The organism is Ensifer oleiphilus, from assembly GCF_013371465.1.
Taxonomy (GTDB): domain Bacteria; phylum Pseudomonadota; class Alphaproteobacteria; order Rhizobiales; family Rhizobiaceae; genus Ensifer; species Ensifer oleiphilus.
The window spans coordinates 35,636-61,064 of sequence record NZ_JABWDU010000006.1; the positions used below are offsets into that span (position 1 = coordinate 35,636).

A 25,429-nucleotide genomic window follows, 5' to 3' on the forward strand; every position below is an offset into this window, starting at 1 on the left:
TCGCTATAAAATAGGTGTCTGCCTTTGTGAAGCACGGGAGAGAGTGCATTCTCTGGCGCGCAGAGCGGACGAAACCGGCAATGGTAGGCAATAGCGCTGTCGCTGAATGCGGGCACAATGGATCGCTACAATAGCCGCGAAGGCGAATTCTGCAAGCGCACTAGCTCGGGCGCCACGACAAGGGCCCCACCAAACCGCCAGCCTCACCACGGCAACCAGCAAGCCACATCCGCCGCCGACCATCGTCCGCTATCGCGCTACTTCGTATCGCCCGTGTCGATCTCGTTCTGCTGCGTCACGATCGCCTCGGTCTGGACCTTGGTGTTCTGGCCGACGGCAATCATCCAGCGCTCGTCTTCTTTCACCAGAATATAGAGCGGGCTGCCTTCCGCCTCTCCGGGGATCGGCGATCCATCGTCGAGCACCGGTCGCTGGCGCACATTGACGGCGGCCACACCCGGCCGCAGGAACGAGATATGCTCCGCCTCATAGCGCGCGTATTGATTGCCCAGCGCCGGTGTCAGCACCTTGCGGGTAAACGCGGCGACCTCGTCGCGGCCGGTCAGCCGCCGCCCGAAGGCCGTCACCCAGACGGCGTCCGGCATGAAATGCTGCAGGAAGTCCTCCGGCGACCGCTCGTTCTGCGCCCGCTCGACATCGGCGATCAGTTGTCAGATCCGCTCGCCCTCGATCTCTTCGAAATCAGTCATGAAGTCTTCCTCCCCCTGCCTGCCTTAATGCATATCAACATCACGAGGCTTGGCAACGGCGAGTTGTAGGACGCCCGTACGGTAGCACAGTCTCCGTTCACAAATTGGTAACCATACGGCGTGTTACCCGGGGAACAGCGCGTTCGGCGCCACACGATAGTCTCCATGCCACGGTTTGACAGTCTCTCAACAGCAAACACAAGGCTTGGAGGATACGGACATGATCAAGACCGGTTTCGGCGTTTCCATCACCGTTCTGGCCTTCTCTCTGGCGGTGATCGCCTTCATGAATGTGGCCCTGTCCCAATATCGGGCAGCCGCAATTGCCGACATCACCCTGCCGGACTACAGCACCATCACCTCGTCCATCCATCGCTAAGGCGCCACGTCGCGATTTCCACCGAGCAGGAAACGGGTGGCTTGCCCGAGGCTGGAAGGCAAGAATGCTCCATCAAGCGATGGAGCCAGCCATGATGTCCCTGCTCATCCGGCACACGTTCGCAGCCGCACGCGGCGACGGTCTTCGCCCCGAACTCCTCACCGCTACCACCCAAGAAAACCCGGCGTCCGAAGCCGGCAAGGATGGCGTTTCACTTCACGCAGGCATTGAGCGCCTGGATGGCCTCATCGGCTCCCGCGAGATCGACCCTGGTTTGCGCAGCGTCGGCCGATTGAAACGTCAGTTCGGCGCTCTGCGCTAACGCCGATTGCAACGCGTCCCTGTCAGCGCCAACCATGACAGCATGGAGACAGGGCGGGTCGTTCTGGCTCTGCATAGCGGCATTGCCTTGCCCTCGATCGAAGTTGCGTTCCACCGACCATGGGGATGGTCAGTCCGCCAACATCCGGGCTGACACCGGGAAGCTGATTTCACGACATCAACCTCGGCAGGCAGCCATCGACCGCGGCGGATCCAGGTGTCAGAGCTTCGAGACCGCGGCAAATGCGCGGCGGCATGACCTCACCTGCGCACCGTTGATCCGCATGACCAGCTTGCTGTTTTCCTCGAGATGTCGCTGATTGGCCGCAAGGCGATGGGCAAACATGAATGCGGTGATCGCCATATCGCTCCTTGAGCGTCACGCCGTCCGCCGACGCGATCCTCCTGCTTCAGGCAGAAATGCCAGGTCACCCGCAGACCTGAACGACCGATGGCATTGGTGGAGAAACCTCCCCTTCCCATTGCCGGCACGAACAAACGCTTCCCCTGACAGGGCTTTGCTGCTTGGATGGACAAGACCGACCGTCTCATGGTCGAGGCCCACCCGATGCCGGAACGTTTTCAATGTCGAGCGATCATTCCCACCTCTGGCCCGGCGTTCCGCTTGCGCTCGGCTCCGCCGTTCTCTTCGGCGCCTCGACGCCGCTTTCAAAACTTCTGCTCGGCACCATCGATCCCTGGCTGCTCGCCGGCATGCTTTATCTCGGCGCGGGGATTGGCCTGGCGATCGTCCACCGCGCCCGCGCGCTTGTCGGTCTTGACGGCGTCGAGGCGCCGCTGGCGCGTACGGACATTCCGTGGCTGATAGCAGTGATCCTGTTTGGCGGCGTGGTCGGTCCACTTCTCCTGATGTTCGGGCTCTTGCAGACCACGGCCGCCTCCGGCTCGCTGCTCCTCAACCTTGAGGGCCTGGCGACGATGGCGATTGCCTGGCTGGTGTTTCGAGAAAACGTCGACCGTCGCCTGCTCTTGGGCGCCGCCGCCATCCTGTGCGGCGCTGTGCTTTTGTCGTGGAATGGTGCGGGCTTGAGCCTCGATCGCGGCAGCCTGCTGATCGCAGGCGCCTGCCTTACCTGGGGCATCGACAACAATCTGACGCGAAAACTCTCCTCGGCCGATCCTGTCCAGATCGCCATGATCAAGGGTCTCGCGGCCGGCACGACCAACCTCGTCCTTGCCCTGTCGCTCGGCGCATCGCTGCCGCCCTTCGGCCTCACCGCCGGCGCCGCCCTCGTCGGCTTCCTCGGCGTCGGCATCAGTCTCGTGTTCTTCATGCTCGGCCTGCGCCACCTCGGCACGGCGCGCACGGGCGCCTACTTCTCGCTCGCCCCGTTCATCGGCGCCCTGCTCTCGATCGCCCTCTTCCGCGACGCCGTCACCCCGCAATTCCTCTCAGCCGGCCTGCTGATGGCCTTCGGTCTCTGGCTGCACCTGGCAGAGCGCCACGACCACGAACACAGCCACGAGGCGCTGGAGCACGACCACACCCATATCCACGACGAGCATCACACCCACAGCCACGACGGCCCGGTCAACGAGCCACATTCCCACTGGCACCGCCACGAACCAATGCGCCACAAGCACCCGCATTATCCGGACCTGCACCATCGGCATAGTCATCGGTGAGTGTGGTTAGGGTCGCCGTCTGTCCTGACCGCCCCGGTTGTAGAAGGGTACGTTCGATAGCGACAATGCGCAGCGAGTTCCCGCAGTTCCTCAATCAGGGTTGAACGCACATTTAGTGGACCTTCAAAGTCGATTTTAAATCTTTGGGAACCATGTGAGTTGAAGGTACGATGCAACCGATTTGATACAAGGAGTAGCGCGATGGCCAAGAACTCAACGATTGAGTGGACCGATCACACGTTCAATCCTTGGACCGGTTGCACGAACATTAGCCCAGGTTGCGACAACTGCTACGCGGAAGCATGGTCGAAAAGATCTGGGCACGTGAAATGGGGAAACTCACCTCGCAAGCGGACCACAGAGGCTTATTGGAAAGCCCCCCACATCTGGCAGAAAAAATCTGCGCAGTTCGCTGCGCAGCACGGTCGTCGCCAGAGAGTATTCTGCGCGTCACTAGCTGACGTCTTCGACAATAAGGCTGACCCTGTTTGGCGTGAGGAGCTTTTCAGCATTATTAAAGCGACACCGGCTCTGGATTGGCAGCTTCTGACCAAGCGTCCGCAGAATATCCGCAAGATGCTGCCAAATGACTGGGGGGATCACGGCTACGCAAACGTTTGGCTCGGCTTCACTGCCGAAGACCAAACCCGGTACGAGCAGCGAAAACGTTTCATCGCAGAAGTGCCGGCGGCAGTCTGGTTCGTATCCTACGAACCAGCCATCGGGCCTCTCCGAATTGCAGAAAACGACCCGAAGCCGAACTGGCTAATCAGCGGCGGCGAAAGCGGCCACGGGGCACGGCCAATGTTAGCTCAATGGGCACGCGATGTAATATCAGACTGCCAACGCCTTGGCATTGCCGCGTTCCACAAACAGTGGGGTGCAATCGGCAACAATCCGCTCGTGCAAGAGCACGGCATGGCACCGAACGAGGTGAAGGAGCTTGATACTTTCGGCAAAGGAGGCGGTTTGCTCGACGGACAACTGATCCGTGAGTTTCCAATCGTGCGCTATCCTGAGGAGAATGCCGCCTGACGCCTTGACGAATCGGTGGCCATCGAATGCCATGAGGAATGGCAAAACATCCAGAATTGTTTCCCGATGCGCCCCAACAACTCTCTCCTATGAAAATGCGGAGAGATGTAGAGCACAAAGTTTGGACCGAGAATAAGGCCCAGCTAATAGCTCGTTACCTGCGGTACTTCGTTTTTATTACGAAGCATGGCGCCTATATCGACGGCTTTGCCGCACCAAAGGACCCTTCCAATCCTCAGAGCTGGGCAGCCAAGCTCGTGGTGGAGAGCGAGCCTAAATTCCTACGCCAGTTCTTCTGGTGTGAACTTGAGCCCAAGCGAGCGGAATACTTGCAAGCTTTGAAGGACGAGCAATCACCGACAAAACCAGCTCGTCGATACGAAGTGTTGATCGATGACTTCAATAGATCCATCGATAACATCCTCGCGAGCGGTGTGATCACCGACAAGACAGCTACGTTCTGCTTGCTTGACCAATTTATGTGCGAGTGTGAGTGGGCGACGCTTCAGAAATTAGCCTCCCACAAGACCGCAGGGCAAAACAAAATCGAGCTCTTCTATTTTCTCGGGGTGGGGTGGATGTCGAGAGGATTGGCAGGTTTCACCAAAAACACTGCCATCCCTCGCCGGTGGTGGGGACGAGACGACTGGCAGTCTTTGCAGAAGCTCGGACCAACCAAGCTGACATTTGAATTCGAGGAACGGTTCCGGAAGGAGCTTGGGTACCGCAACGTCTTTTCGTTTCCGATCTACGAGCATGAAGGGCAAAACGGAAAGCACATGTTCACGATGATCCATGCATCGGATCACGACGAGGCGCCGCGCCTGATGCAGCGCGCTTACAGGAACGTGATGCAACCCCTCGAAGATGAGGACCAGCTCAAATTGGAGCTTGCAGCGCTACCGCTATGAATACGCGGCCCTTTGAAAGGGCCCGCTTGTGGTATCGATACCACTACAACATTCAGCATAGCTAACCGTACAAAGGCTGCCGTTTCATTCACGCGCATTGAAAAAATGGTAGCGGAGGAGGGATTCGAACCCCCGACACAAGGATTATGATTCCTCTGCTCTAACCTACTGAGCTACTCCGCCGGGTACCGCGTCAGGGCTTCGAAGAAGAAGCCGTCTTGACTGGACGGGCGGCTTATAAGGCCCGGTTCCGCCCAGTGTCAACCCAAGTCGCGGGGAAAATGTGAAGTTTTCCCGCGCGATCGGAAATGATGGTCTTAAGCAGCAGCAGGGGCTGACAGAAGCACCTTCAATGCGGCTTCCGCACCGGCTTCGCGCTCGGATTTGCGGATGAAGCCGCCGCCATAGACGCGGGCGTCTTCGCCGATACCGGAATAGAGCGCGCAGGCCTGGCCTGGCGCAATGCCCGCTTCACCCTCGGCAAGCTCGACATAGAGACCTTCCGCATCGCGCTTCAGGATCGCCGGCGCCGGCTGGCGGGTGGAGCGGACCTTGGCGAAACAGTCGAAGCCTTTTAGCGCCACGTCTTCGAGATCCTCGTCGCCCAGCCAGTTGACGTCGCGCAGGTAGACACGACGCGTTTCCAGCGCTTCCTTGGGGCCGACGATGACGCGGCGCGAGCGGGCGTCGAGATAGACGACATAGAGCGGCTCGCCGGTGGCGATGCCGATGCCACGGCGCTGGCCGATGGTGTAGTGCAGGATGCCTTCATGGCTGCCGAGGATGCGGCCGTCGAGATGCACGATCTCGCCGGCAAGCGCTGCGTTCGGCTTCAGCTTCGAAACGATGTCGCTGTACTTGCCCTGCGGCACGAAACAGATGTCCTGGCTGTCGGCCTTCTGGGCGACGACGAGACCCATCTCTTCGGCGAGCACGCGCGTTTCGGCCTTCGAGAGATGGCCGAGCGGAAAGCGCAGATAGTCGATCTGCTCCTGAGTGGTCGCAAAGAGGAAATAGCTCTGGTCGCGGTCGGCATCCGTCGGCCGATAGAGCGCCCGCTGGCCCGAATAGCGCGGGTTCGGGCTCGGCCGCGAGCGGATATAGTGGCCGGTTGCCAGCGCATCGGCGCCGAGCTCCTTGGCGGTCGCAAGCAGATCGGCGAACTTGACCGTCTGGTTGCAGGCAACGCAGGGGATCGGCGTTTCGCCGGCGACATAACTTTCGGCAAACGGGTTGATCACCGTTTCGCGGAAGCGCGCTTCGTAATCGAGCACGTAGTGCGGAATGCCGAGCGTTTCGCAGACGCGGCGGGCATCGTCGATGTCCTGGCCGGCGCAGCAGGAGCCGGCACGGTGCACAGCTGCACCATGATCGTAGAGCTGCAGCGTGATGCCCAGAACGTCGTAGCCCTCGCGTTTGAGCAGGCCGGCGACGACGGAACTATCGACACCGCCGGACATGGCGACGACGACACGCGTATCTTCGGGCTTGCGGTCAAAATCGAGAGTATTCACGGGATCCAATCCGGCCTTCGGGTGGCGGCAATCGCGCTCGCCCCTGTTTCACGCTTCATGCGATGCAATGCCGGGATAAGAGCACGCGGCACGCTGTCGGCTTCTGCAGCGCTGCACGTCCTGATCGGATGCGCAAAAATCGCTGCAGCATTGCAAGTTCCGGAGCATCGTCTCCGCTTTCTGCAGTTCGGCTGAAAGCAGGATGCTCTGAAGCGCACCGCGACCCGAAGGGGTCACTTCAGCGCTTTAGCTTCTTGTTTTCGAGCACGCCGTCACCGCAAAACCGCTGCGCATCTTTGCGCGACGTGCTCCAGTCGCCGACATATAGAAACTTGTCCGCTCCGCGGCAAGGGCGGCGCTAGGGCGCCAGGCCGATCAAAGCGGCCTGTCTCAGATCAGTTTCAGCCGCATGGCGCGGGCGATCGCCTGCATGCGGTTGACGGCGTCGAGTTTGCGGGTCGCGCTCTTGAAGTAGCTGCTGACCGTATAGGTGGAGATCCCCAGGATGATGGCGATCTCGTCGCTGCTCTTGCCGGCCGCTGCCCAGCGCAGACACTCGATTTCGCGGCTCGACAGCTTTTCGCGCGCCGAACTGCCCGTATCGAAGGTGCGCTCAAGACATTCGAACAGTTGCACGAGAGAAAGATAGAGCGTCGCCTGCTCGACGCCGACAGGCGCCTCGCGCCGGCCGGACAGCATGGCGACGAAGGGATCGCCGCTGCTGGTATGCAACTGGACGGCGAAATGACGCGCCATCTCCGGATGGGCCAGCAGGCGGTGCACCATCGCCTCGTCGACCGGCTTGCCGGCCGCATCCAGCAGTTCGGCACCGCCGACGACCGGCAGCTTGGTGTTGCGCAACCGCTCGACCAGCACGCTCGATTGAAAGGTCTCGCAGGCGTCGTACTGGCGCACCAGTTCGGATGGCCAGTTGCTGAGCACCAGGCGCTCGGAGAAGCGCTGCTGCTCGGCCAGCGGCAGCCGCGCGATCATGAAATGGCCGAAGCCATAACGCGCGATCAGCCGCCGCAGCAGATGCAGAAGTTCGTACTCGGTGCGCACGGCAGCCGTATCGATTTCGGAAATCATGTCCGCCGTCTCAGCCTCGCGTAGCAAGGCTGGTTCATTCGATTCCTTCATCTCTGATCACCACATCACCGGCGCCAACGCACCTGGTCGAGAGAATACAAACCGCCCCGAGAATCATCCGGCGCATGAACTTCACTCAGGCGCCAGAATACAGCCACCCTCTCCGGCATGCCCGCGAAAGCAACGCGACCGGTTGTGAAAATATGACGATGCACCAAGAATGAATCGGGAGCGCACAAACGTCGCTCATCCTTTATTTCGGCGTCTCGTTACCAAGAATTTTAGTTAAAGTGAAATGTGGTAATTGCATGGCTCCCATGTAAAATCCGCGATAATCCAAAGCTTTCCGGGCAAATTGACGGCTATTGTCGAACGCAACGGTCGCCGCGATCGCCGGCGCGCCGTTGCGGAAGTGATCGAGGGAGTGTGCGGAAGTATTTAAAATTATGAGCAAATTGTTACCGACGGCTTAGGCAAATGTTAAATGTGGCGGGCTAAGGTCAGCCACATATGGTCTTGAGTTTGTGTAGAGAGTCCCATGACCGAAATGATGCGACCACGCGTAAAATATGTCATCGGCCCCGATGGCAGTCCTCTGACGATTGCGGATCTGCCGCCGGCGAATACCCGGCGCTGGGTTATCCGCAGGAAGGCTGAGGTGGTTGCCGCAGTGCGCGGTGGCCTTTTGAGCCTTGAGGAAGCGTGCGAGCGCTATACCCTCACTGTCGAGGAATTCCTGTCCTGGCAGTCCTCCATCAACGATCACGGTCTGGCCGGTCTGCGCACGACACGCATCCAGCAGTATCGCCACTAAAAGCCCACGACAGGGCCATAGGTGGAACGGCGGCTCCGGTTTTCCGGTGGCCGCCGTCTTCGTTTTTGGTGAAGCAACGCTGCCCCCCTTCCGTTCGGCGGCATTTCGGCGACAGTGCGTTTCCCCTTTGCGTTCGCCAAACCGGTTCCTGTTGCCACAGTCATGCGATAGCATGGTCGACAACACGCAAACGTTGAATGCGAAGGGATGCCGAGATGGATATCGCCAACGAAGAAACCGGCTCGCACGGCCGCTACTCGACATCCGTCGAGGGATATACCGGCGAGATGACCTATTCGCGGTCGTCGCCGAAACTGATCATCGTCGATCACACCCACGTTCCCGACGAACTGCGCGGCAAGGGCGTCGGACAGGCGCTGGCAAAACATGCGATCGACGAAGCGCGCAACGGCGGCTGGAAGATCATTCCGCTCTGCCCGTTCATGCGCGCACAGGCGCTGCGCCATCCCGACTGGCAGGATGTCATCCAGGCCTGATCCCACCGCTCCACTCCCAGACGGTCCCGAAATGAGAAAAACCCGCTCGACAGTTGCCTGTCGCGCGGGTTTTTCGTTCTGGTGACAATCGTGCCGGATCGGGCCATGCCATCGGCATCGCCCGACAAAGAATGAAAATCATATGCCTCGAGACGCCGAGGGGCTTACGCCCTCAGACGCGTCGTCGTGTCCCGTTCCTCGAGCGCCGCCGCCTTCGCATACTCGGCTTGCACTTCTTCAAGCGCGAGTTCGGCAGCGTCTTGCTGCATCTTCAGTTCACGAATGGAGACCTGAAGATTGTCGGCTCTTTGACGAGCAGCCTTGGCGAAAGTGGGATAGGCAAAATGCGAGGGATCGGAAATGCCCGACTTCTTTTCCTCGAAAACAATCTGATTTTCCAGATCCTTGGTCATCCGTTCGAACTCAGCCATCATCATCTGAAGCTGGCTCAGCTGACGCTGCTTCTCCCTGACCTGAAATTCCTTCAGGCGGACAAGGCTCTCACGTGCTTTCATACGCAATACTCCCGTGGATAACGAGACCCCGGTTACTGATTTGGCCCGTCGAGCCTGCCCCAACAGACAGAAAACGAAAAATCGACAGCGATATTAACAAAAGCCTACCGCTGGTAACCTTTCGTTTACGGGCATCGTTAATCATAGGGGTGATGATTTAAGGCTCCGTAAATGCTGAGGCACGAAATATGACGGCCCCGGCATTAACGAGTCAGAAGAGTCAGATAGCGGCATTTCCTCATGTTTCGCATGAAAAGTGCCATTTTGGATTCACGTTTGAAATCAGGGAACTGCTAAAAATATTTAACAATCTCGATACACCTTGCCAGAGTGAATCAGAATTTGTTAACCATTTGATGGCAGCCTCCAAATCAGGCAACGACTGGATCCGTATCGCGTAAGGGGGCCACGATGACCTTGGGCGGCGGAAAAGGGGAAGAATATGCGGGTTCTACTAATTGAAGACGACAGCGCAACGGCTCAGAGCATTGAGCTGATGCTGAAGTCCGAGAGTTTCAACGTTTACACCACCGATCTCGGTGAGGAAGGCGTCGATCTCGGCAAACTTTATGACTACGACATCATCCTTCTCGACCTCAACCTTCCGGACATGTCCGGTTACGAGGTCTTGAGAACACTGCGTCTTTCCAAGGTGAAGACGCCGATCCTCATTCTCTCCGGCATGGCCGGAATTGAAGACAAGGTTCGCGGCCTCGGCTTCGGCGCCGACGACTACATGACCAAGCCGTTCCACAAGGACGAGTTGGTGGCACGCATCCATGCGATCGTCCGCCGTTCCAAGGGTCATGCCCAGTCGGTCATCTCGACCGGCGAACTGATCGTCAATCTCGATGCCAAGACGGTGGAAGTCGGCGGACAGCGCGTCCACCTCACCGGCAAGGAATACCAGATGCTCGAGCTGCTCTCGCTGCGCAAGGGCACGACGCTCACCAAGGAAATGTTCCTCAACCACCTCTACGGCGGCATGGACGAACCGGAACTGAAGATCATCGACGTCTTCATCTGCAAGCTGCGCAAGAAACTTGCCAACGCTGCCGGCGGCGCCAACTACATCGAAACCGTCTGGGGCCGCGGCTACGTCCTGCGCGAGCCGGATGGTGCGGAATACGCCGAAACCGCCTGATTTCAGGCTCTCTTCCGGGCGCGGCATGGATCCGCATATCCAGGCATGACGCCAACGGAACCCTTTTGAACGAACCCGCCCTTGCCGGCGGGTTTTTTCGTTGTGACAATGGCTCCTCGCTTGCCAATCGCGCGGCCCCTCCCCCACGTCTTCCGACTATCGAATGCGTGGCTGACGCTGCCAGCCCGCTATCGGACAAGCGGCGGCAAGGCCTTTAGGAATTGGCGACGCACTTGCCCTGGCCCTGATCTCGGCACCACGCAAAGGCGTGAAATCCGGGCAGCAAAAAGCCGCAGCAATCGCCGCGGCTTGTTCACTCTGGAGAGGGATGCGTCTGGCGTCAGGCCGCCATCGACTGGCTGGCAAAGACGCTGGTCAGGATCTTGCGATCGAACGGCTTCAGCAGAAAATCGTCGGCGCCGGCGCGCTTGCCCGCCATCATCTTCTTCAGATCCGCCTCGACGACGCAGTAATAGATGCGCACCGAAGCACCGTTCGGCAGCCGTCTGATATTGGCGATGAGATCCAGGGCGCCTTCCAGGCCGGCATCGACCACAAGAATGTTCGGCAGCTCGGCTTCACAGCGCACCAGCGCCTCAAGGCCGCTCGGCGCTTCGTAGACAAGGAAGCCCATGCCGGACAGGATACGTTTTCCAACCTTCCTGACGACATCCGAGCCGTCGGCAATCATCAAGCGCCGCATGTCCAACTCCTTCATGCCTTACCTATACGCGCATTCGCACGCTTGAAACAACCCTATACAAATTTGGCAAAGATTTCGTTACGGAGCTTGCTTAACGCCGCCTTTCGGACGACTTTTAAAGCGCTGAAAATATTAATTTTTCAGCGAACCAGCGAAAAGCATGGAATGCCAGGCGCTTAAACTGCGGCCACGCAAAAAACCGGCGCAGGGGCCATGGCCACACCGCGCCGGACATGTCTCAAATCGAAAAAGACGAGTGCCCGCCTTAAGCGTCGGCGGGCGCCATGCGCGCGGTGAAGATGATCTCTTCGCCGGTGGAAACCACGTCGATCGCCATGCCGGATTCTTCGCCGAGCAGCACCGTGTAGTAGGGCTGGATCGAGTGCGCATCGACCGCTTCTGCCGGCGTGCCGGACAGAAGTTCGACCAGGCGCGGAGGCACCCGCATCATGCGGCCCTTGCAGACCAGCGTGAACACGGCGTCATGCTCGGGATTCTCGAGCGTGATGTCGATGACGCCGCCGCGCGGGATCGCGCCATAGGCGATGAGGAAGAGGTTCAGGAGCAGCTTGACCCGGTTCTTGGCGATGATGGCGCGCGGCCCATGCCAATTGACCTCGGTCTTCTTCTCGGCGGCGGCAAAATCCTTGGCCGCCCTTTCCGCTTCGCCGGTGTCGATCGACGCCCCGACCGAGCCGGAAGCGCCGAAGGCGAGACGCGCGAACTTCAAGCGGACCGAAGCGTTGAGTGCGCTGGTGCGGATGAGGTCCATGGCGTCGGCGTCGGCGCCGCCCTCGTCGAGAAGCTCCAGGCCGTTGTTGATGGCGCCGACCGGCGAGATAACGTCGTGGCAAACCCGGCTGCACAGAAGCGCGGCCAGATCGGGTCCCGTCAATGTCAGGTTCGGATTCGTTGCCATCGTCGTTCCTTGTTCGGTTCCATCGGCATGCGGACATGAGGCACGCGCTCGAGCAGAGCCGGTAAAGCCTCAGGCGCGCAGACGCAAGCCATGGGCTGCCCGGCGCAGCCGTTCATCAGTGGATCATAATGACACCACATTTGGTAAACCGATTGTTAAGACCATCGGTTCAAATTGCAGGGAAATGGTCCAGACCCCCGCTGGCCGTGTCATCGATGCAGATGCCGGCCATAGCAAACCCGCAAGCGAGTGATTTTCGCGCCTGACGGAGGAAACGATGCAGCAGATCATGATGGCAGCCAAAACGGCCAGCCGCGCTATCCTGGCGACGATGTTCCTGATGGCGGGCGCCATATCCGCCGCCCAGGCCCAGCAGGCAAACAACAGCCAATACTCGATGCAGGAGATCGTCGATGCCGGTCACGGCTTCTTCGGCGAGACCTCGGGCGGCCTTGCCAAGGTGGTGGAGCGCGCCTTCGAGCGCTACGGCCTGCCGAACGGATACATCCTCGGACAGGAAGGGTCGGGCGCCTTCATTGCCGGCCTGACCTACGGGGAAGGCGAACTCAACACCAAGAATGCCGGCCAGCACAACGTCTTCTGGCAGGGCCCATCCCTCGGTATCGACTGGGGCGGACAGGGCAGCCGCACGATGATGCTGGTCTACAACCTGCCGAGCGTGCCTTCGCTCTACAAGCGCTTCGGCGGCGTCTCCGGCTCGGCCTATGTGGTGGCCGGCGTCGGCATGACCGTGCTGACCGACGAACAGATCGTTGTCGTTCCGATCCGCACCGGCATCGGTGCCCGTCTCGGGGTCAATGTCGGCTATCTCAAGATGACGCAGAACCCGACCTGGAACCCCTTCTGATCCAGCGCATGTCAGAGTGCGACGGCGACCCCTGCGCGTCCAAAAGGACGCGCGGCGCCGTAGACGGCGGGTGCACTTCGGCGAAATCCCGCCTCAAATACTTGCAGCGCACGAAACGTCATGTTTAGTGCAGGGAAGTAATATGCAGCGCCTTGCCCCGACCGGAGTGGTCTGGCGGGGCGTTTGCTTCCGGTCCAGCTTTGAAACGGCCAGCTCGTGATTGAATTCTCGCTCCTCTTTGCCCTGGGCTTCCTGACGGCGATCATCATCGGCCTTCTCGTTGCGCCGGCCATTCACCGCCGCATCGTGCGCTTTGCCGAGGACCGTTTGAAGGCCACCATGCCGCTCAGCCCTCAGGAAGTGCGTGCCCAGAAGGACGCCGCCCGCGCCACTTACGCCGCCGAGAACGCGCGCACGCTTCAGGCCCTGAAGCGTGAGCGCGATAAGGGCGTGTCGCTGATGCTCGGCAACGAGAAGACGCTGCAGGAAGCGCGACGCCTCGCCGGCGAGAATGCCGACCTGCATGCCCAGCTCGCCGACATGAACGTCGAGGCCGCCGACATGCGCTCGGCGATCCGCCAGTTCGAGCAGCGGCTGGAGCGCATGAAGGCCTCGCTCGAAACCGTCGAACGCGACAACGCCGCCAAGGCGCAGACGATCCAGGCGCTGACCAACCAACTGGCGCAGCATGCCGGCGATATCGACAACCTGCGCCTCGACCTTGCCGCTCGCGAAACCGAGGTCGAAAACCACAAGAGCCGGATTGCGACGCTGCGCGACGAGCGCGAGGCCCTGCGCTTGGACCTGAAGACCGAAAGCGCGCATGCCAAGGAAATGGAACTGCGCCTCGCCCGTGACGACAGCCGTCTTCAGCGGCTGGAGGACAAGCTTGCGCGGGAACTGGCAGCAGGTGCCGATCGCGAAAGCGCGCTCGAACGGCGCGCCGATGAAATCGAACGATTGAAGACCAAGGTGAAAGACGTGAATCAGGACATGCGGGATGCGGCCAAGGCGCTGCGGGCGGCAGGCGTCGCCTTCCCGGCGCGCAGGGACCGTCGCGCGAGCGGCAACGAGCCATCGCAGAGCGTTGCGGCCCCCTCCACCCCCCTCAGCGGTCAGCCCGTCGTGCCACCCCTGGACATCACAGACCTTTCCGATGACCTCAAAAACCGCGCAACAGCCCTGTCGGAGCGGCTGATCAATTCCAGAAGCTCGAACCATGACGACGCCTTGCGCGAGGAAGTGGCCGAAATCGCCGCCGGCATGGTGGCGCTGACCGCGACACGCGAAGGGGCTGCCTCACCGATCCCAGGCCTGCTCGCAGGCGAAGCACAGAGCGGTGCTGCAGGCCGCACGAGCCTGGCAAAGCGGGCAAAACAAATCCTGTCGAAAGAATAGAACCTGTCGCGCAGGCGCGTTTGGCGGGTTCGCGCAACCTGCGCAAAGCCGGAAAGCCAGAGACGCAGCAGGCGAACGCCGGAAAGCGCGGTGCGTTTGCACGCGCGGTTCAGATCCGGTCGTTGATCAAGGCGACCTGGTGCAGCGCGATGCCGGCCGCCATCGAGACATTGAGGCTGTCGAGCCCGGGCCTCTGGCGAATGCGCGCGGTGCGGACCGATTCCAGGATGGCCGGCGGCAAACCCTCGCCTTCGGTTCCGACAAGCAAGGCGGTGCGCGCCGCCGGTGGTATTCCGCCGATATCGGTTTCGCCGGCCGGCGACAGGCCCCAGATCGCAAAGCCCTCGTGCTGCAGCCGTTCGATCAGCGACGCCGCCGATCCCTCGCGCGCAAACGGCACGGTCAGCACCGAGCCGACGGAAACGCGGATCGCCTTGCGATACATCGGATCGCAGCTCGTCTCGTCCATCAGCACCGCATCGACGCCGAAGGCGGCAGCATTGCGAAACAGCGACCCCATATTGTCGTGATTGGAGATGCCGCAGGCGGCGAGCACAAGGCTTGAAGCGGGAAGCGAGGCGATGAGCGCGTCCCGGCCGGACACGCCGTCCCGCCGTCCGAGCGCCAGCACGCCACGGTGCATGTTGAAGCCGGCAATGGCGTCGAAAACCGGTGCCGCCGCCACATAGACGGGCACCTCGGCGGGAAACTCCCGCACAATAGCCTCGACGCCGGCCACCCGGCTTTCGAGAAGCAGGATAGCCTCGGCCGCAAGCCCGCGGCCCGCGTGGTGCGCCGCCGCCAGCATGCGCAGCACGACCGTGCCTTCTGCGATGAAGCGCCCCTGCCGTCCCGTCAGGTCGCGCTCCTTGATCGACACGAACCCGGCGATACGCGGGTCCGCCGGATCGTCGATGCGGATCGGGGACAGGGCGCTCGCAGCCATGCCGTCAGTTGGTCCTGACGGTGATGTCGGCAACGATGCGGCCGGCCGTAATGTCGAAGACGATCGCACGCGGCTCGGCGCCAGGCAGATTGCCGTAGAAAAGCACCTGCGAGCCCGACAGCGCGACATTGGTCACCGTGAAGCCGGCCGGGAGGGCTGCGACAGCATTGACCGGTGCCTCACTCGGAACGGCGATGGCTGCCGATTGCGCCTGCGCCTTTTCGTCCGTGCGGGTCAGCTTGTAGACAATCGTGCCGAGGACAGCCATAAGCATGACCAACATCACGCCTGCCGAGACGAGCTGCAGCCGCACCATCTTGCGGCGAACATTCTCCATCGCCGGGTCTAGCGGCTTGTCTTCCTGGTCATCGGGCGCGGTCGCGGTCATGATTGGCCTTTTATCGGATTAAAAACGGAATGAACGACCCCTTTAAACAAGCAGCAGCCAATAGGAAAGTCCTGACGGCGGGCGAGGACGCCGCAGGGCGGCTCGATTCCTTCCTGACCGAGGCGCTTTCGGGCGAGTTTTCGCGCAACCGGATCAAAAGCCTGATCGAACAGGGCGCCGTTTCGATCAACGGCAAGCCGGTGACCGAACCGAAGAAGAAGGTCCAGCCAGGCGACCGCTTCGAGATCGACCTGCCCGAACCCGAAGATCCGGAGCCGAAGGGCGAGGACATTCCGCTCGACGTTCTCTACGAGGACGACGACCTTATTGTCCTTGTGAAGCCGGCCGGCCTCGTCGTTCATCCCGGCGCCGGCAATTGGACGGGTACGCTCGTCAATGCGCTGATCCACCATTGCGGCAACAGCCTTTCGGGCATCGGCGGCGTCAAGCGGCCCGGCATCGTGCATCGGCTCGACAAGGAAACGAGTGGGGTCATGGTCGTCGCCAAGAACGACGCGGCACACCGCCACCTGTCGGATCAGTTTGCCGACCACGGCCGCACCGGTCCGCTCGAGCGCGCCTACCGCGCCGTCGTCTGGGGGCGCCCGCGCCAGCTGAAGGGGACGATCGACGCGCCGCTCGGCCGCGCCGGCGACCGCACCAAGCGCGCCGTGAAGCGCGAGGACAGCGACGACGCCCGCGAAGCGATCACCCATTACGAGGTTGTCGAGCGCTATCTGGAAAAGCCTGACGGCACCAGCCTCGCATCTACAGTCGAATGCCACCTCGAAACCGGGCGCACCCACCAGATCCGGGTGCACATGGCCCATATCGGCCATCCGCTGATCGGCGATCCGGAATATGGCGCGGCGTTCCGCACCAAGGCCAATCTGCTGCCCGACGCGGCAAAGGCCGTGGTCAGCCAGTTCCACCGCCAGGCGCTGCATGCGTTCATGCTGCAGTTCGAACATCCGGCAACCGGCGAGACCATGCACTTCGAAGCGCCGATGCCCGACGACATGGCGGCGCTGGTCGAGGCCCTGCAGGCCGCGACGTAACGCAACCTCTTGAATTCGGAGTGCAGAATTCCGATGTTGGATGCGCCTCTATTCGTGATCTGTCTTGCCTCCGGCGTCACATCTAAGTGAAACCGGACTCCTTGAATCATGCTTTTGCCGTACTTATTTCATAGCCTCGTGGGGTCTTAACGAAGACCCACATGCCCAGCCTGCCGCCCGGAGGCCGGAGACTATAAAGGGGGGTGCTTCATGGCCCGAAACAATTTGCCGTCCATTGCCGCTGGTGAAGGCGGCCTCAATCGTTACCTCGACGAAATCCGTAAATTCCCGATGCTCGAGCCGCAGGAAGAGTACATGCTCGCCAAGCGGTATCAGGAGCACGACGACCGCAACGCCGCCCACAAGCTCGTCACCAGCCACCTGCGCCTCGTCGCCAAGATCGCGATGGGTTATCGCGGCTATGGCCTGCCGATCGGCGAAGTCGTGTCTGAAGGCAACGTCGGCCTGATGCAGGCCGTCAAGAAGTTCGAGCCCGATCGCGGCTTCCGTCTGGCGACCTACGCGATGTGGTGGATCAAGGCAGCCATCCAGGAATACATCCTGCGCTCCTGGTCGCTGGTCAAGATGGGCACGACTGCCAACCAGAAGCGGCTGTTCTTCAACCTGCGTCGCCTCAAGGGCAAGATCCAGGCGCTCGACGAAGGCGACCTGAAGCCGGAGCACGTCAAGGAAATCGCCACCACGCTGAAGGTCAGCGAGGAAGAGGTCATCTCGATGAACCGTCGCCTGTCCGGCGATGCGTCGCTTAACGCGCCGATCAAGGCGAGCGAAGGCGAATCCGGACAATGGCAGGATTGGCTCGTCGACGACCACGACAACCAGGAACAGATCCTGATCGAGCAGGACGAGCTCGACAGCCGCAAGGCTTTGCTCGCAAACGCCATGAAGGTTCTCAACGATCGTGAACGCCGCATCTTCGAGGCACGCCGCCTCACCGAAGATCCGCTGACGCTGGAAGACCTGTCGAGCGAGTTCGATATCAGCCGCGAACGCGTGCGTCAGATCGAAGTCAGGGCCTTCGAAAAGGTCCAGGACGCCGTCCGCAAGGCGGCGCTGGAACGTGCCCAGGCCCTGCGGGTCGTCGAAGGCGCATAATCAAGAACTGATGCAATCGAAACAAAAAAACCCGGCGAAATTCTCGCCGGGTTTTTTTGTTGTTTTCCAAGTCGACAGATCCGGGACTATTGCCCCGTCGCCGCCGTACTGCCCGGCGATCCCCAGGCGCGCATGGCCTGGCTGAACGCTTCGTTGCCGCTCTGACCCTTTTCGAGCGTCAGCAGCGCGCGGCGGCCGTTGCGATAGGTCAAGGGGATGTCGATCCAGCCGCGGCTGCGCAGCAGCTCGGTGTTGCTGCCCACCACTTCGGGAAAATCGTTGAGCGCGATCATGTGGAAGTCGTCGGTGATCTTGGCGGGCACGGCGATCAGCGCGTCACCACGATCCTGCTCCGTCCGCTTCATCGAAACGCGCTGCACGCCGTCGATGGCGCCGCCTTCGAAGTTCTGCGGAAGCGAGAAGACGAATTCGATCACGTGGCTCGCCGGCAGAGACGGATCCGCATTGCGCTTGATCGTCATCAGAGCCGTAAGCCCGCGGTCAGGCACCGTGATCTGGGCCTGAATTGCCGGCTCCGGCTTGGCATCACCACCCGGAGACTCCTCCTTGACCGACCATGCGACCGTTCCCGGGATCGCCGTCGGAGAGGATTGGCCGAGCCGCTCCTCATAGAGGAACATCTTTTCGCCGCTGGCGACGGCAACGTCCGGCTGAGCCGGCTGTGCGCCGGGTTGCTGGCCGGCCGCAGGCGTTCCGACTTCGGCACCTGGGGTGACGGCTGCATCTTCCTGCGGCCTTCCCGCCTCGGTCTGCGGTGCGACCGACTTGCCTTCCTGCGCAACGCTTTCACCGTTCACCACGGCCGGGCCCGCATCCGTCTCCGAGCCGTCGGCCAGCAGACGTTGGGTAAATTTCGTCGATGTGTTGGCAGGGACAGCCGTGTCATCGTGCGCGCCGGGCTGCTGTTGCGTGGTGGGCTCGTTGGTCTGCGCCGGGGGCGTGCTCTGGTCAACGGGCGTCTCGCCCGTGCCGGAAAAAGCCGACGTTACCGACGCCACCATGCCGGACATCCAGGCATTGCCCGCCTCCCGGTTCTGCCAGTAGGCAAATCCGCCACCACCGAGCAAGAGCAGCAAGCCGGCGGCAATCGCCACGCGCTTGACGCTGAAGCGCGAAGGCTTCGGCGTCGTACGGTACGACGTGGGTCGCGAAGGGGCAGCAGCCGGCATCTCGATGCCGCGATCGGTATCCCTGGCCGTTGCGGCTCCCGCTGCAGCACCTGCAGCAATGGTCGCACCGCCTTCCAGACCCAGAAGATCGTCAATATGATCCCAGGCAGTCCCAGCACGCTCCTGCTGGCTTGCGGGCTCGGTCGCGCTTGCGGCCGGCGCTGGCGTCGATTTTTCGACGGGCCACGACCAATCGGAGATTTCGGCGTCGCTGGCCTTCGGCGCAGGGCGCTCGGTAATCGAGGCAAAGGGGTCGTCGTCGTCGAACGACCACGACCGGCTGGCGTCCGCTTTCGCAGCCACCGGTTCGATTTCTACAGGTTTTTCCTCGACGGGGTGCATGCCGAGCAGTTCCGGCGCGCCGGCGTCGTCGACCGCCTCGTGCGGCCCTGCATCCAGCGAAGCGGGCGCGGGAACCGGCTTTGTATCTTCCCAGTCGGGCAGTTCCCATTCCGAACGCGCCGGCATTTCCGCGGCAGGCTCGATAGCGGGCGGATCCCAGGTCGCTTCCTGAACCGGCTCCGCTTCAGGCTCGATTGCCGTTGCAGCGGGTGCGTGATCGTAGATCCCATCCGCGATCGGCTCGGCGCTCGCGACGATTTCCTCGTCATGCGGCAGCGCAGCGTCTGGCCGCTCATCCTCGACGGGAGGCTGCCAGGGCGCCTCTTCCGGTTCTTCGACCTGTTCGGCTGCGGTCTCGGCATATTCTACCGGGGCTTCGACCGGCAAGGGCTCAGCGTAGATTTCCGGCGGTTCGTGAACCGCGACAGGCGCATCGGCGTAGACAGGCCCGGCATCGTCAACGGCTTCGGCCGCCGGTTCCTCGGCAGCGGCCGTTATCGGTTCGTTCTGAACTTCGGGCGCGGGCTCGGCCGGCTCAACAGACGTCTCTACGATGTCGACCGGTTCCGGCTCCGGCTCCGGCGCAACGGGCACAACCGCGTCGACGGCCTCGGCCTCCGGCTCGACCTCGTCGATCGCCGGGAGCGCTTCAGCATATTCGCTGTCGACCTCGACGATCGCGTTTTCGAGCTTCGCCAACTGGCGATTGATCATGTCGTCCGACGGACGGGGATTCATATTCTCGAGCTGGCGACGCACGGCGGCGCGCGCCTTCTCGTAGACCTTATCCCGCATTTCAGGTGTGTTTTCCGACAGGCCGTCAACGGTCCTGCGAATAACTGCAACAAAATCCGCCATCAGAACTTTCTCATACGCTCAGGCACGTGTTTGCGATCACGACGCAATGTCAGTCCGCCGACACTAGTCCTCAAAGGGGTCCGTCACAAGTATCGTGTCGTCCCGCTCCGGGCTGGTCGAAAGAAGAGCCACCGGTGCACCGATGAGTTCTTCGACCTGGCGAACATACTTGATCGCCTGTGCCGGAAGATCTGCCCAGCTGCGTGCGCCGACAGTCGATTCCTTCCAGCCTTCGAGTGTAATATAGACTGGCTTTGCCGAAGCTTGCTGCGCCTGGCTTGCCGGAAGATGATCGATCTGCTGTCCGTCGAGAGTATAACCGACGCAAATCTTCAGTTCATCCAGGCCATCGAGCACGTCGAGCTTGGTCAGCGCGATGCCGGTGATGCCGTTGGCGGCAACAGACTGGCGCACAAGTGCCGCATCGAACCAGCCGCAACGGCGCTTGCGCCCGGTCACCGTGCCGAACTCATGACCGCGTTCGCCGAGGAACTGGCCGATCTCGTCATGAAGTTCGGTCGGGAACGGACCCTCGCCGACGCGCGTCGTGTAGGCCTTGGTGATGCCGAGGATGTAGCCGAGCGAGCCCGGGCCCATGCCGGAACCGGCAGCGGCCTGGCCGGCAACGGTGTTGGACGAGGTGACGAACGGATAGGTGCCGTGGTCGATGTCGAGCAGCGTGCCCTGGGCGCCTTCGAACAGGATGCGTGCACCCTTGCGACGCGCCTTGTCGAGCAGCACCCAGACGGTGTCCATGAAAGGCAGGACCTTGTCGGCGACCGAAGACAGCTCGAGCATGATCGCGTCATGGCTGATTTCCGGCTCGCCGAGGCCGCGACGCAGCGCGTTGTGGTGCGTCAGCAGGCGATCGACCTTGGCCGGCAGGGTTTCGAGATCGGCAAGATCCATCACGCGGATCGCGCGGCGACCGACCTTGTCTTCATAGGCCGGGCCGATGCCGCGGCGAGTGGTGCCGATCTTGGTGCCGCTGTTGGAGGCCGCGTCTTCGCGGAAGCCGTCGAGTTCGCGGTGCAGCGAAAGAATGAGCGTGGCGTTGTCGGCAACGCGCAGGTTCTCCGGCGTGATTGTCACGCCCTGCTTGCCGAGCTTGTCGATTTCAGCGATCAGCGCATGCGGGTCGATGACGACGCCGTTGCCGATGACGGCGAGCTTGCCCGGACGCACGACGCCGGACGGAAGCAGCGACAGCTTGTAGCTGACGCCGTCGATCACCAGGGTATGGCCGGCGTTGTGACCGCCCTGAAAGCGCACGACGATGTCAGCGCGTTCCGAGAGCCAATCTACAATCTTGCCTTTGCCTTCATCACCCCACTGGGATCCGACCACCACGACATTCGTCATAATTCTCTTCCTGTTGACGCGCGCAGAGAGGACTGCGCTGTTCTCAAAACCCGCGCATCTATACTGTGTTGTCTGCGGGAAAGCGACCCCGTTATGACGGGCGTTCCGGCCTTTTTGCATGACAAACGCTGGATTTAGCGCCTATATCTGGGGTCTCTCCCGCCCTCGTGGCCATCGATCCCCGTCATTCCAGCAGGTTGCAGCATCGTGAATTCCAGGGCTTATTTCTATCTCTGCGTGACCGCACTCTTCTGGGGCGGAAATTCCGTGGCCGGAAAAATGGCCGTCGGACATGTCAGCCCGATGATGCTCACGACCCTTCGCTGGGTATTTGCGCTTCTCATCATCCTGGTGCTGATGACACCGCAGATCCGCCGCGATTGGGACAAGATAAAGCAGCATTGGCTGCAGTTGCTGGCCTATGGCGTGATCGGCTTCACCACCTTCAATGCCCTGCTCTACTCAGCGCTGAAGTATACGAGCGCGATCAACGCGGTCATCCTCCAGGCCGGCATCCCGATGCTGATCTTCCTGTTCAATTTCATGCTGTTTCGCACCCGCGCCTCGATCGCACAGGTGATCGGCTTCACCGTGACGCTGATCGGCGTGCTGATCACCGCCGCACACGGCGACATCGCCAGCCTGCTGCAACTGGAATTCAACTTCGGCGACGCCCTGATGATCGCCGCCTGCATCGTCTATGCCGCCTATACGGTGGCACTGCGCTGGAAGCCTGCCATGCATTGGCAAAGCTTCATCGCGGCCCCCGCCTTCGGCGCGCTGATCAGCGCCATTCCGCTGCTGTTCTGGGAAATCGGCAGCGGCACGGCGATCTTTCCCGATATGACCGGCTGGATCATCGTCCTCTACGCCGCCATCTTCCCATCCTTGATGTCGCAAGTGCTCTATGTGCGCGGCGTCGAGATGATCGGCGCCAATCGGGCCGGCCTGTTCATCAATGCCATTCCCGTCTTCGGCACGTTGCTGTCGGTGATGTTGATCGGCGAGACGTTCCACACCTTCCATCTCATCGCCCTTCTGCTCGTGCTCGGCGGTATCGCCATTGCCGAAAAGGGGCGACCCAAGCACTGACCCTGCGCGCCTGCGTAGCGAAGCCTCGCCAATGCAATCCCTAGACCTAGGGAGGCACCTTAAGGCTTGGTTAGCAGATGAGTGTTTCTGTCCGACCCAGATTACATTCCTGGGGCTAAGGCAGTGAAAAATATTAGAATTTCGACACGTATCTACTTACTGACGGCGATGGCGCTGATCTTCATGGCCGCCGCCATGGCCTACAAGACGCAGGTCGCCAACGCCGAAGTGAGCCAGGAGCGCCAGCAGATGCTGCGCAACGTCACCGAAGCGGCGATCTCGGCGATTGCAAGCTTCGAGGAACAGGAGCGCAGCGGTGCGCTGACCCGGGAAGAAGCGCAAAGCCGCGCCATAGCAGCTGTCATGGCCATGCGCTTCGGTCAGGACGGCTACTTCTTCATCAACAGCTTCGACGGCGTGATGGTGGCGCATCCGCTCGCCAAGAAATTGATCGGCACCGACATCCGCGGGTTGAAGGATGCCAACGGCAAGGCATTCAACGTCGAGCTGATCGCGCTTGCACAAAACCCGGGCAACGGCATCGTCAACTACTATTGGGACAAGCCAGGCCAAGAGGGGCCGGTCGAGAAATACTCCTACATCCAGGGCTTCAAGCCATGGGGCTGGGGCGTCGGCACCGGCGTTTACGCGGACGATCTCGCGGCAAAGTACAATGCTTCGCTGATGATGACTGTTATCATCACCGCGATTGCCGCCATCGCCACGCTTGCCGCCGCCATGGCGATCGGCCGCTCCATCAGCCGTCCAATCAACCGCCTGAAGGACGTCATGCTCGAAGTCTCGCGCAACGAGACCCGTTCGGACGTTCCCGACACCGGCCGCCGCGACGAGATCGGCAACATGGCCGATGCGCTCGTGCTGCTGCGCGCTTCGGTCATCGAACGCAATGCGCTCGAAATCCGCCAGCGCGACCAGCAGAAGGTGCTCGACAGCGAGCGTAACGCCAATGAGGAAATGCAGCAGGCGACTTCGCGGACCCAGGCCCATGTCGTCAGCACCATCGGCGGCGCACTGGAAAGACTTGCCAGTGGCGACCTGACAATCGACGTTCCCGAACTCGGCGTCGAATACGAAAAGCTGCGCAAGGACTTCAACACGGCCGTTGACGCGCTGCGCTCGACGGTGAGCGCGATCGCCGACTCGACCTCGGTCGTCAACGGCAATGCCAATGAGATCAGCAAGGCAGCCAACGACCTGTCGCAGCGCACCGAACAGCAGGCAGCCTCGCTTGAAGAGACCGCCGCCGCACTCGACGAGATCACCTCGGCCGTGCAGAACTCCACCAACCGTGCCGAGGAGGCAAGCCGCATGGTGGCCGACGCCCGCAAGGGAGCAACGGCATCGAGCGAGGTCGTGCGCGATGCGATCACCGCCATGGGACGCATCGAAACCTCCTCCTCCAAGATCGGCGAGATCATCGGCGTCATCGATGACATCGCCTTCCAGACCAACCTCCTGGCGCTTAACGCAGGCGTCGAGGCGGCACGCGCCGGCGATGCCGGCAAGGGCTTTGCCGTCGTTGCCCAGGAGGTTCGCGAACTGGCGCAGCGTTCGGCAACCGCTGCCAAGGAGATCAAGGGCCTGATCACCGCATCCAGCGTCGAGGTCTCGGCCGGCGTGCGTCTGGTCGAAGCGACGGGCACGGCGCTCGGCGACATCGAGCACCGGGTCAACGAAATCAACGACCGGATCGTGGCGATTGCGACCGCGGCCCGCGAACAGTCGGTCGGCCTTCGCGAGATCAATACCGCCGTCAACCAGATGGACCAGATGACGCAGCAGAACGCCGCAATGGTGGAGCAGACATCGGCTGCAAGCCAGACGCTCGCTTCCGAAAGCAGCGTGCTCGCCGGCCGGCTGGCGCATTTCACCGTCGAGGAAAAGCAGTGGCGGCCTTCAGGCCGACGCGCAGCCTGATCCGATAGCGGCACAGGCAAGACGAGACAGGGGGCGTCGGCCGAGCCGGCGCCCCCTGTCGTTTCAGGTCAGTGCGCGTTCCATGTAGACCGCATCCTCGCCGTAGCTCGCAAGCTTCGATGCCAGCCGCTCGTCCATGCGGACGGAAAACCCCTGCCGCTCCCAGAAGCCGCGCGAGCCGTTGACCGAGACCAGCGACATCGAGCTGTAACCTTCCGATCGGGCGATGTCGGCAAGGAGCGGCACGACATTGCCCCCAGCCCCGGATCCGCGCGTCTGCGGCAGAAGCGCCAAATCGTGAATGTACCATGTGTCGGCAACGTCAGGGATCGCGCCCAGCATCGAATTCAGCGAGGGCGGTGCGCGCCTTACCCAAGGATGGCTCAGCACATAGCCTTGCGCGATGCCGCCGACCTCCAGCATGAAACAGCCCTCCGGGCTCAATTCCAGCCGATCGGCAAGCACCTCGTCGTCCTCGGTGAACGCCTCGTGCACAACCAGCTGAATTTCGGAGACCGAAACGAGGTCGGGAAGGCTGGCTTCACGCCAGCGGAACGTCTGTCTTGCCATCGCTTTCATCAACATTTCAAACCGAAAAACGCACCGGCTTGACCCGATGCGTCCCTGGCTATTCCAGAATTTCGTCTCGGCCCGCTGTCCGATAGCGGGATATTC

General features: G+C 61.4%; 27 protein-coding genes and 1 tRNA gene. 15 read left to right on the forward strand and 13 right to left on the reverse strand.

Annotated elements, in window-relative coordinates:
- Positions 1-257 precede the first annotated feature (257 nt).
- The gene (locus HT585_RS21555) at positions 258-668 is read right to left on the reverse strand and encodes an SgcJ/EcaC family oxidoreductase (RefSeq protein ID WP_176355119.1); all 411 of its coding nucleotides are present in this window, start codon (positions 666-668) and stop codon (positions 258-260) included.
- On the opposite strand from HT585_RS21555, the gene HT585_RS21560 reads away from it, so the two are divergent.
- The 3 genes from HT585_RS21560 (at position 609) to HT585_RS21570 (ending at position 1,411) form a co-directional block, all read left to right on the forward strand.
- Positions 609-779 (forward strand): hypothetical protein, encoded by a 171-nt coding sequence (locus HT585_RS21560; protein ID WP_176354877.1) that lies wholly within the window; start codon positions 609-611, stop codon positions 777-779. The two genes, HT585_RS21555 and HT585_RS21560, sit on opposite strands and share 60 nt — an antisense overlap.
- A 151-nt stretch (positions 780-930) precedes the next feature.
- A complete protein-coding gene (locus tag HT585_RS21565; RefSeq protein WP_176354878.1) occupies positions 931-1,089 on the forward strand; it encodes a hypothetical protein in 159 nt (52 codons plus the stop codon).
- A gap of 91 nt (positions 1,090-1,180) precedes the next feature.
- Entirely contained in the window at positions 1,181-1,411 is a 231-nt protein-coding gene (locus HT585_RS21570; protein ID WP_176354879.1) for a hypothetical protein, read from the forward strand.
- 219 nt (positions 1,412-1,630) lie between these two features.
- On the opposite strand, the gene HT585_RS21575 is transcribed toward HT585_RS21570, so the two are convergent.
- Entirely contained in the window at positions 1,631-1,774 is a 144-nt protein-coding gene (locus HT585_RS21575) for a hypothetical protein (RefSeq protein WP_176354880.1), read from the reverse strand.
- 221 nt (positions 1,775-1,995) lie between these two features.
- Here HT585_RS21575 and HT585_RS21580 point away from each other — a divergent pair, with 221 nt between their 5' ends.
- The 3 genes from HT585_RS21580 (at position 1,996) to tcmP (ending at position 5,003) form a co-directional block, all read left to right on the forward strand.
- A complete protein-coding gene (locus tag HT585_RS21580) occupies positions 1,996-3,057 on the forward strand; it encodes a DMT family transporter (protein WP_176354881.1) in 1,062 nt (353 codons plus the stop codon).
- A gap of 201 nt (positions 3,058-3,258) precedes the next feature.
- Positions 3,259-4,092 (forward strand): DUF5131 family protein, encoded by an 834-nt coding sequence (locus HT585_RS21585; protein WP_176354882.1) that lies wholly within the window; start codon positions 3,259-3,261, stop codon positions 4,090-4,092.
- A gap of 38 nt (positions 4,093-4,130) precedes the next feature.
- Complete coding sequence (tcmP, locus tag HT585_RS21590; protein ID WP_176354883.1) at positions 4,131-5,003, forward strand: three-Cys-motif partner protein TcmP; 873 nt, start codon at positions 4,131-4,133, stop codon at positions 5,001-5,003.
- Between the two features lie 106 nt (positions 5,004-5,109).
- On the opposite strand, the gene HT585_RS21595 is transcribed toward tcmP, so the two are convergent.
- From HT585_RS21595 to HT585_RS21605, 3 genes are all read right to left on the reverse strand, one after another.
- A tRNA-Met gene (locus HT585_RS21595) sits at positions 5,110-5,186 on the reverse strand.
- A 134-nt stretch (positions 5,187-5,320) separates the two neighbouring features.
- The gene (mnmA, locus tag HT585_RS21600; protein ID WP_176354884.1) at positions 5,321-6,517 is read right to left on the reverse strand and encodes a tRNA 2-thiouridine(34) synthase MnmA; all 1,197 of its coding nucleotides are present in this window, start codon (positions 6,515-6,517) and stop codon (positions 5,321-5,323) included.
- 390 nt (positions 6,518-6,907) lie between these two features.
- Entirely contained in the window at positions 6,908-7,657 is a 750-nt protein-coding gene (locus HT585_RS21605; RefSeq protein ID WP_176354885.1) for a helix-turn-helix transcriptional regulator, read from the reverse strand.
- A gap of 487 nt (positions 7,658-8,144) precedes the next feature.
- On the opposite strand from HT585_RS21605, the gene sciP reads away from it, so the two are divergent.
- Together sciP and HT585_RS21615 are read left to right on the forward strand one after the other, a co-directional pair.
- On the forward strand, positions 8,145-8,420 hold the full coding sequence (gene sciP / locus HT585_RS21610) for a CtrA inhibitor SciP (protein WP_003527546.1): 276 nt from the start codon (positions 8,145-8,147) through the stop codon (positions 8,418-8,420).
- Between the two features lie 215 nt (positions 8,421-8,635).
- Positions 8,636-8,917 (forward strand): GNAT family N-acetyltransferase, encoded by a 282-nt coding sequence (locus HT585_RS21615; RefSeq protein WP_176354886.1) that lies wholly within the window; start codon positions 8,636-8,638, stop codon positions 8,915-8,917.
- A 164-nt stretch (positions 8,918-9,081) separates the two neighbouring features.
- On the opposite strand, the gene HT585_RS21620 is transcribed toward HT585_RS21615, so the two are convergent.
- Positions 9,082-9,432, reverse strand: coding sequence for a flagellar export protein FliJ (locus tag HT585_RS21620; protein WP_077502815.1), 351 nt, complete (start codon positions 9,430-9,432; stop codon positions 9,082-9,084).
- A 442-nt stretch (positions 9,433-9,874) separates the two neighbouring features.
- Between HT585_RS21620 and ctrA the strand changes: the two genes are divergently transcribed.
- A complete protein-coding gene (ctrA, locus tag HT585_RS21625; RefSeq protein WP_025424706.1) occupies positions 9,875-10,576 on the forward strand; it encodes a response regulator transcription factor CtrA in 702 nt (233 codons plus the stop codon).
- 340 nt (positions 10,577-10,916) lie between these two features.
- On the opposite strand, the gene HT585_RS21630 is transcribed toward ctrA, so the two are convergent.
- Together HT585_RS21630 and chpT are read right to left on the reverse strand one after the other, a co-directional pair.
- Positions 10,917-11,279, reverse strand: a complete 363-nt coding sequence (locus HT585_RS21630; RefSeq protein WP_025424707.1) for a response regulator — start codon at positions 11,277-11,279, stop codon at positions 10,917-10,919.
- A 265-nt stretch (positions 11,280-11,544) separates the two neighbouring features.
- Positions 11,545-12,198, reverse strand: a complete 654-nt coding sequence (gene chpT / locus HT585_RS21635) for a histidine phosphotransferase ChpT (protein ID WP_176354887.1) — start codon at positions 12,196-12,198, stop codon at positions 11,545-11,547.
- A gap of 277 nt (positions 12,199-12,475) precedes the next feature.
- Between chpT and HT585_RS21640 the strand changes: the two genes are divergently transcribed.
- Positions 12,476-13,066, forward strand: coding sequence for an EipA family protein (locus tag HT585_RS21640; RefSeq protein WP_176354888.1), 591 nt, complete (start codon positions 12,476-12,478; stop codon positions 13,064-13,066).
- Positions 13,067-13,282: 216 nt separating this feature from the next.
- The gene (locus HT585_RS21645) at positions 13,283-14,464 is read left to right on the forward strand and encodes a coiled-coil domain-containing protein (protein WP_176354889.1); all 1,182 of its coding nucleotides are present in this window, start codon (positions 13,283-13,285) and stop codon (positions 14,462-14,464) included.
- Positions 14,465-14,573: 109 nt separating this feature from the next.
- On the opposite strand, the gene HT585_RS21650 is transcribed toward HT585_RS21645, so the two are convergent.
- Positions 14,574-15,410, reverse strand: coding sequence for a TrmH family RNA methyltransferase (locus tag HT585_RS21650; protein WP_176354890.1), 837 nt, complete (start codon positions 15,408-15,410; stop codon positions 14,574-14,576).
- A gap of 4 nt (positions 15,411-15,414) precedes the next feature.
- Positions 15,415-15,798 (reverse strand): hypothetical protein, encoded by a 384-nt coding sequence (locus HT585_RS21655; protein WP_176354891.1) that lies wholly within the window; start codon positions 15,796-15,798, stop codon positions 15,415-15,417.
- Positions 15,799-15,827: 29 nt separating this feature from the next.
- On the opposite strand from HT585_RS21655, the gene HT585_RS21660 reads away from it, so the two are divergent.
- Both HT585_RS21660 and rpoH read left to right on the forward strand, forming a co-directional pair.
- A complete protein-coding gene (locus tag HT585_RS21660; RefSeq protein WP_176354892.1) occupies positions 15,828-16,856 on the forward strand; it encodes an RluA family pseudouridine synthase in 1,029 nt (342 codons plus the stop codon).
- 210 nt (positions 16,857-17,066) lie between these two features.
- A complete protein-coding gene (gene rpoH, locus HT585_RS21665) occupies positions 17,067-17,972 on the forward strand; it encodes an RNA polymerase sigma factor RpoH (RefSeq protein ID WP_077500721.1) in 906 nt (301 codons plus the stop codon).
- A gap of 86 nt (positions 17,973-18,058) precedes the next feature.
- On the opposite strand, the gene HT585_RS21670 is transcribed toward rpoH, so the two are convergent.
- Complete coding sequence (locus tag HT585_RS21670) at positions 18,059-20,362, reverse strand: hypothetical protein (protein ID WP_176354893.1); 2,304 nt, start codon at positions 20,360-20,362, stop codon at positions 18,059-18,061.
- 63 nt (positions 20,363-20,425) lie between these two features.
- Entirely contained in the window at positions 20,426-21,724 is a 1,299-nt protein-coding gene (locus HT585_RS21675) for an adenylosuccinate synthase (protein WP_053249702.1), read from the reverse strand.
- A 207-nt stretch (positions 21,725-21,931) separates the two neighbouring features.
- Here HT585_RS21675 and HT585_RS21680 point away from each other — a divergent pair, with 207 nt between their 5' ends.
- Entirely contained in the window at positions 21,932-22,816 is an 885-nt protein-coding gene (locus HT585_RS21680; protein WP_176354894.1) for an EamA family transporter, read from the forward strand.
- 123 nt (positions 22,817-22,939) lie between these two features.
- Positions 22,940-24,754, forward strand: a complete 1,815-nt coding sequence (locus HT585_RS21685; protein WP_176354895.1) for a methyl-accepting chemotaxis protein — start codon at positions 22,940-22,942, stop codon at positions 24,752-24,754.
- A 63-nt stretch (positions 24,755-24,817) separates the two neighbouring features.
- Here the strand turns inward: HT585_RS21685 and HT585_RS21690 are convergent, their stop codons facing one another.
- Positions 24,818-25,324 (reverse strand): GNAT family N-acetyltransferase, encoded by a 507-nt coding sequence (locus HT585_RS21690; protein ID WP_176354896.1) that lies wholly within the window; start codon positions 25,322-25,324, stop codon positions 24,818-24,820.
- Between the last annotated feature and the right edge of the window lie 105 nt (positions 25,325-25,429).

Coding starts and splice junctions, on each gene's coding strand:
- HT585_RS21640 (WP_176354888.1), top strand. CDS start 12,476: ATGCAGCAGATCATGATGGCAGCCAAAACGGCCAGCCGCGCTATCCTG.
- HT585_RS21630 (WP_025424707.1), bottom strand. CDS start 11,279: ATGCGGCGCTTGATGATTGCCGACGGCTCGGATGTCGTCAGGAAGGTT.
- HT585_RS21570 (WP_176354879.1), top strand. CDS start 1,181: ATGATGTCCCTGCTCATCCGGCACACGTTCGCAGCCGCACGCGGCGAC.
- HT585_RS21605 (WP_176354885.1), bottom strand. CDS start 7,657: ATGAAGGAATCGAATGAACCAGCCTTGCTACGCGAGGCTGAGACGGCG.
- HT585_RS21690 (WP_176354896.1), bottom strand. CDS start 25,324: ATGGCAAGACAGACGTTCCGCTGGCGTGAAGCCAGCCTTCCCGACCTC.
- rpoH (WP_077500721.1), top strand. CDS start 17,067: ATGGCCCGAAACAATTTGCCGTCCATTGCCGCTGGTGAAGGCGGCCTC.
- HT585_RS21650 (WP_176354890.1), bottom strand. CDS start 15,410: ATGGCTGCGAGCGCCCTGTCCCCGATCCGCATCGACGATCCGGCGGAC.
- ctrA (WP_025424706.1), top strand. CDS start 9,875: ATGCGGGTTCTACTAATTGAAGACGACAGCGCAACGGCTCAGAGCATT.
- HT585_RS21580 (WP_176354881.1), top strand. CDS start 1,996: ATGTCGAGCGATCATTCCCACCTCTGGCCCGGCGTTCCGCTTGCGCTC.
- HT585_RS21565 (WP_176354878.1), top strand. CDS start 931: ATGATCAAGACCGGTTTCGGCGTTTCCATCACCGTTCTGGCCTTCTCT.
- HT585_RS21585 (WP_176354882.1), top strand. CDS start 3,259: ATGGCCAAGAACTCAACGATTGAGTGGACCGATCACACGTTCAATCCT.
- HT585_RS21615 (WP_176354886.1), top strand. CDS start 8,636: ATGGATATCGCCAACGAAGAAACCGGCTCGCACGGCCGCTACTCGACA.
- HT585_RS21670 (WP_176354893.1), bottom strand. CDS start 20,362: ATGGCGGATTTTGTTGCAGTTATTCGCAGGACCGTTGACGGCCTGTCG.
- HT585_RS21655 (WP_176354891.1), bottom strand. CDS start 15,798: ATGACCGCGACCGCGCCCGATGACCAGGAAGACAAGCCGCTAGACCCG.
- HT585_RS21575 (WP_176354880.1), bottom strand. CDS start 1,774: ATGGCGATCACCGCATTCATGTTTGCCCATCGCCTTGCGGCCAATCAG.
- HT585_RS21660 (WP_176354892.1), top strand. CDS start 15,828: ATGAACGACCCCTTTAAACAAGCAGCAGCCAATAGGAAAGTCCTGACG.
- chpT (WP_176354887.1), bottom strand. CDS start 12,198: ATGGCAACGAATCCGAACCTGACATTGACGGGACCCGATCTGGCCGCG.
- HT585_RS21560 (WP_176354877.1), top strand. CDS start 609: ATGCTGCAGGAAGTCCTCCGGCGACCGCTCGTTCTGCGCCCGCTCGAC.
- HT585_RS21620 (WP_077502815.1), bottom strand. CDS start 9,432: ATGAAAGCACGTGAGAGCCTTGTCCGCCTGAAGGAATTTCAGGTCAGG.
- sciP (WP_003527546.1), top strand. CDS start 8,145: ATGACCGAAATGATGCGACCACGCGTAAAATATGTCATCGGCCCCGAT.
- HT585_RS21675 (WP_053249702.1), bottom strand. CDS start 21,724: ATGACGAATGTCGTGGTGGTCGGATCCCAGTGGGGTGATGAAGGCAAA.
- tcmP (WP_176354883.1), top strand. CDS start 4,131: ATGGCAAAACATCCAGAATTGTTTCCCGATGCGCCCCAACAACTCTCT.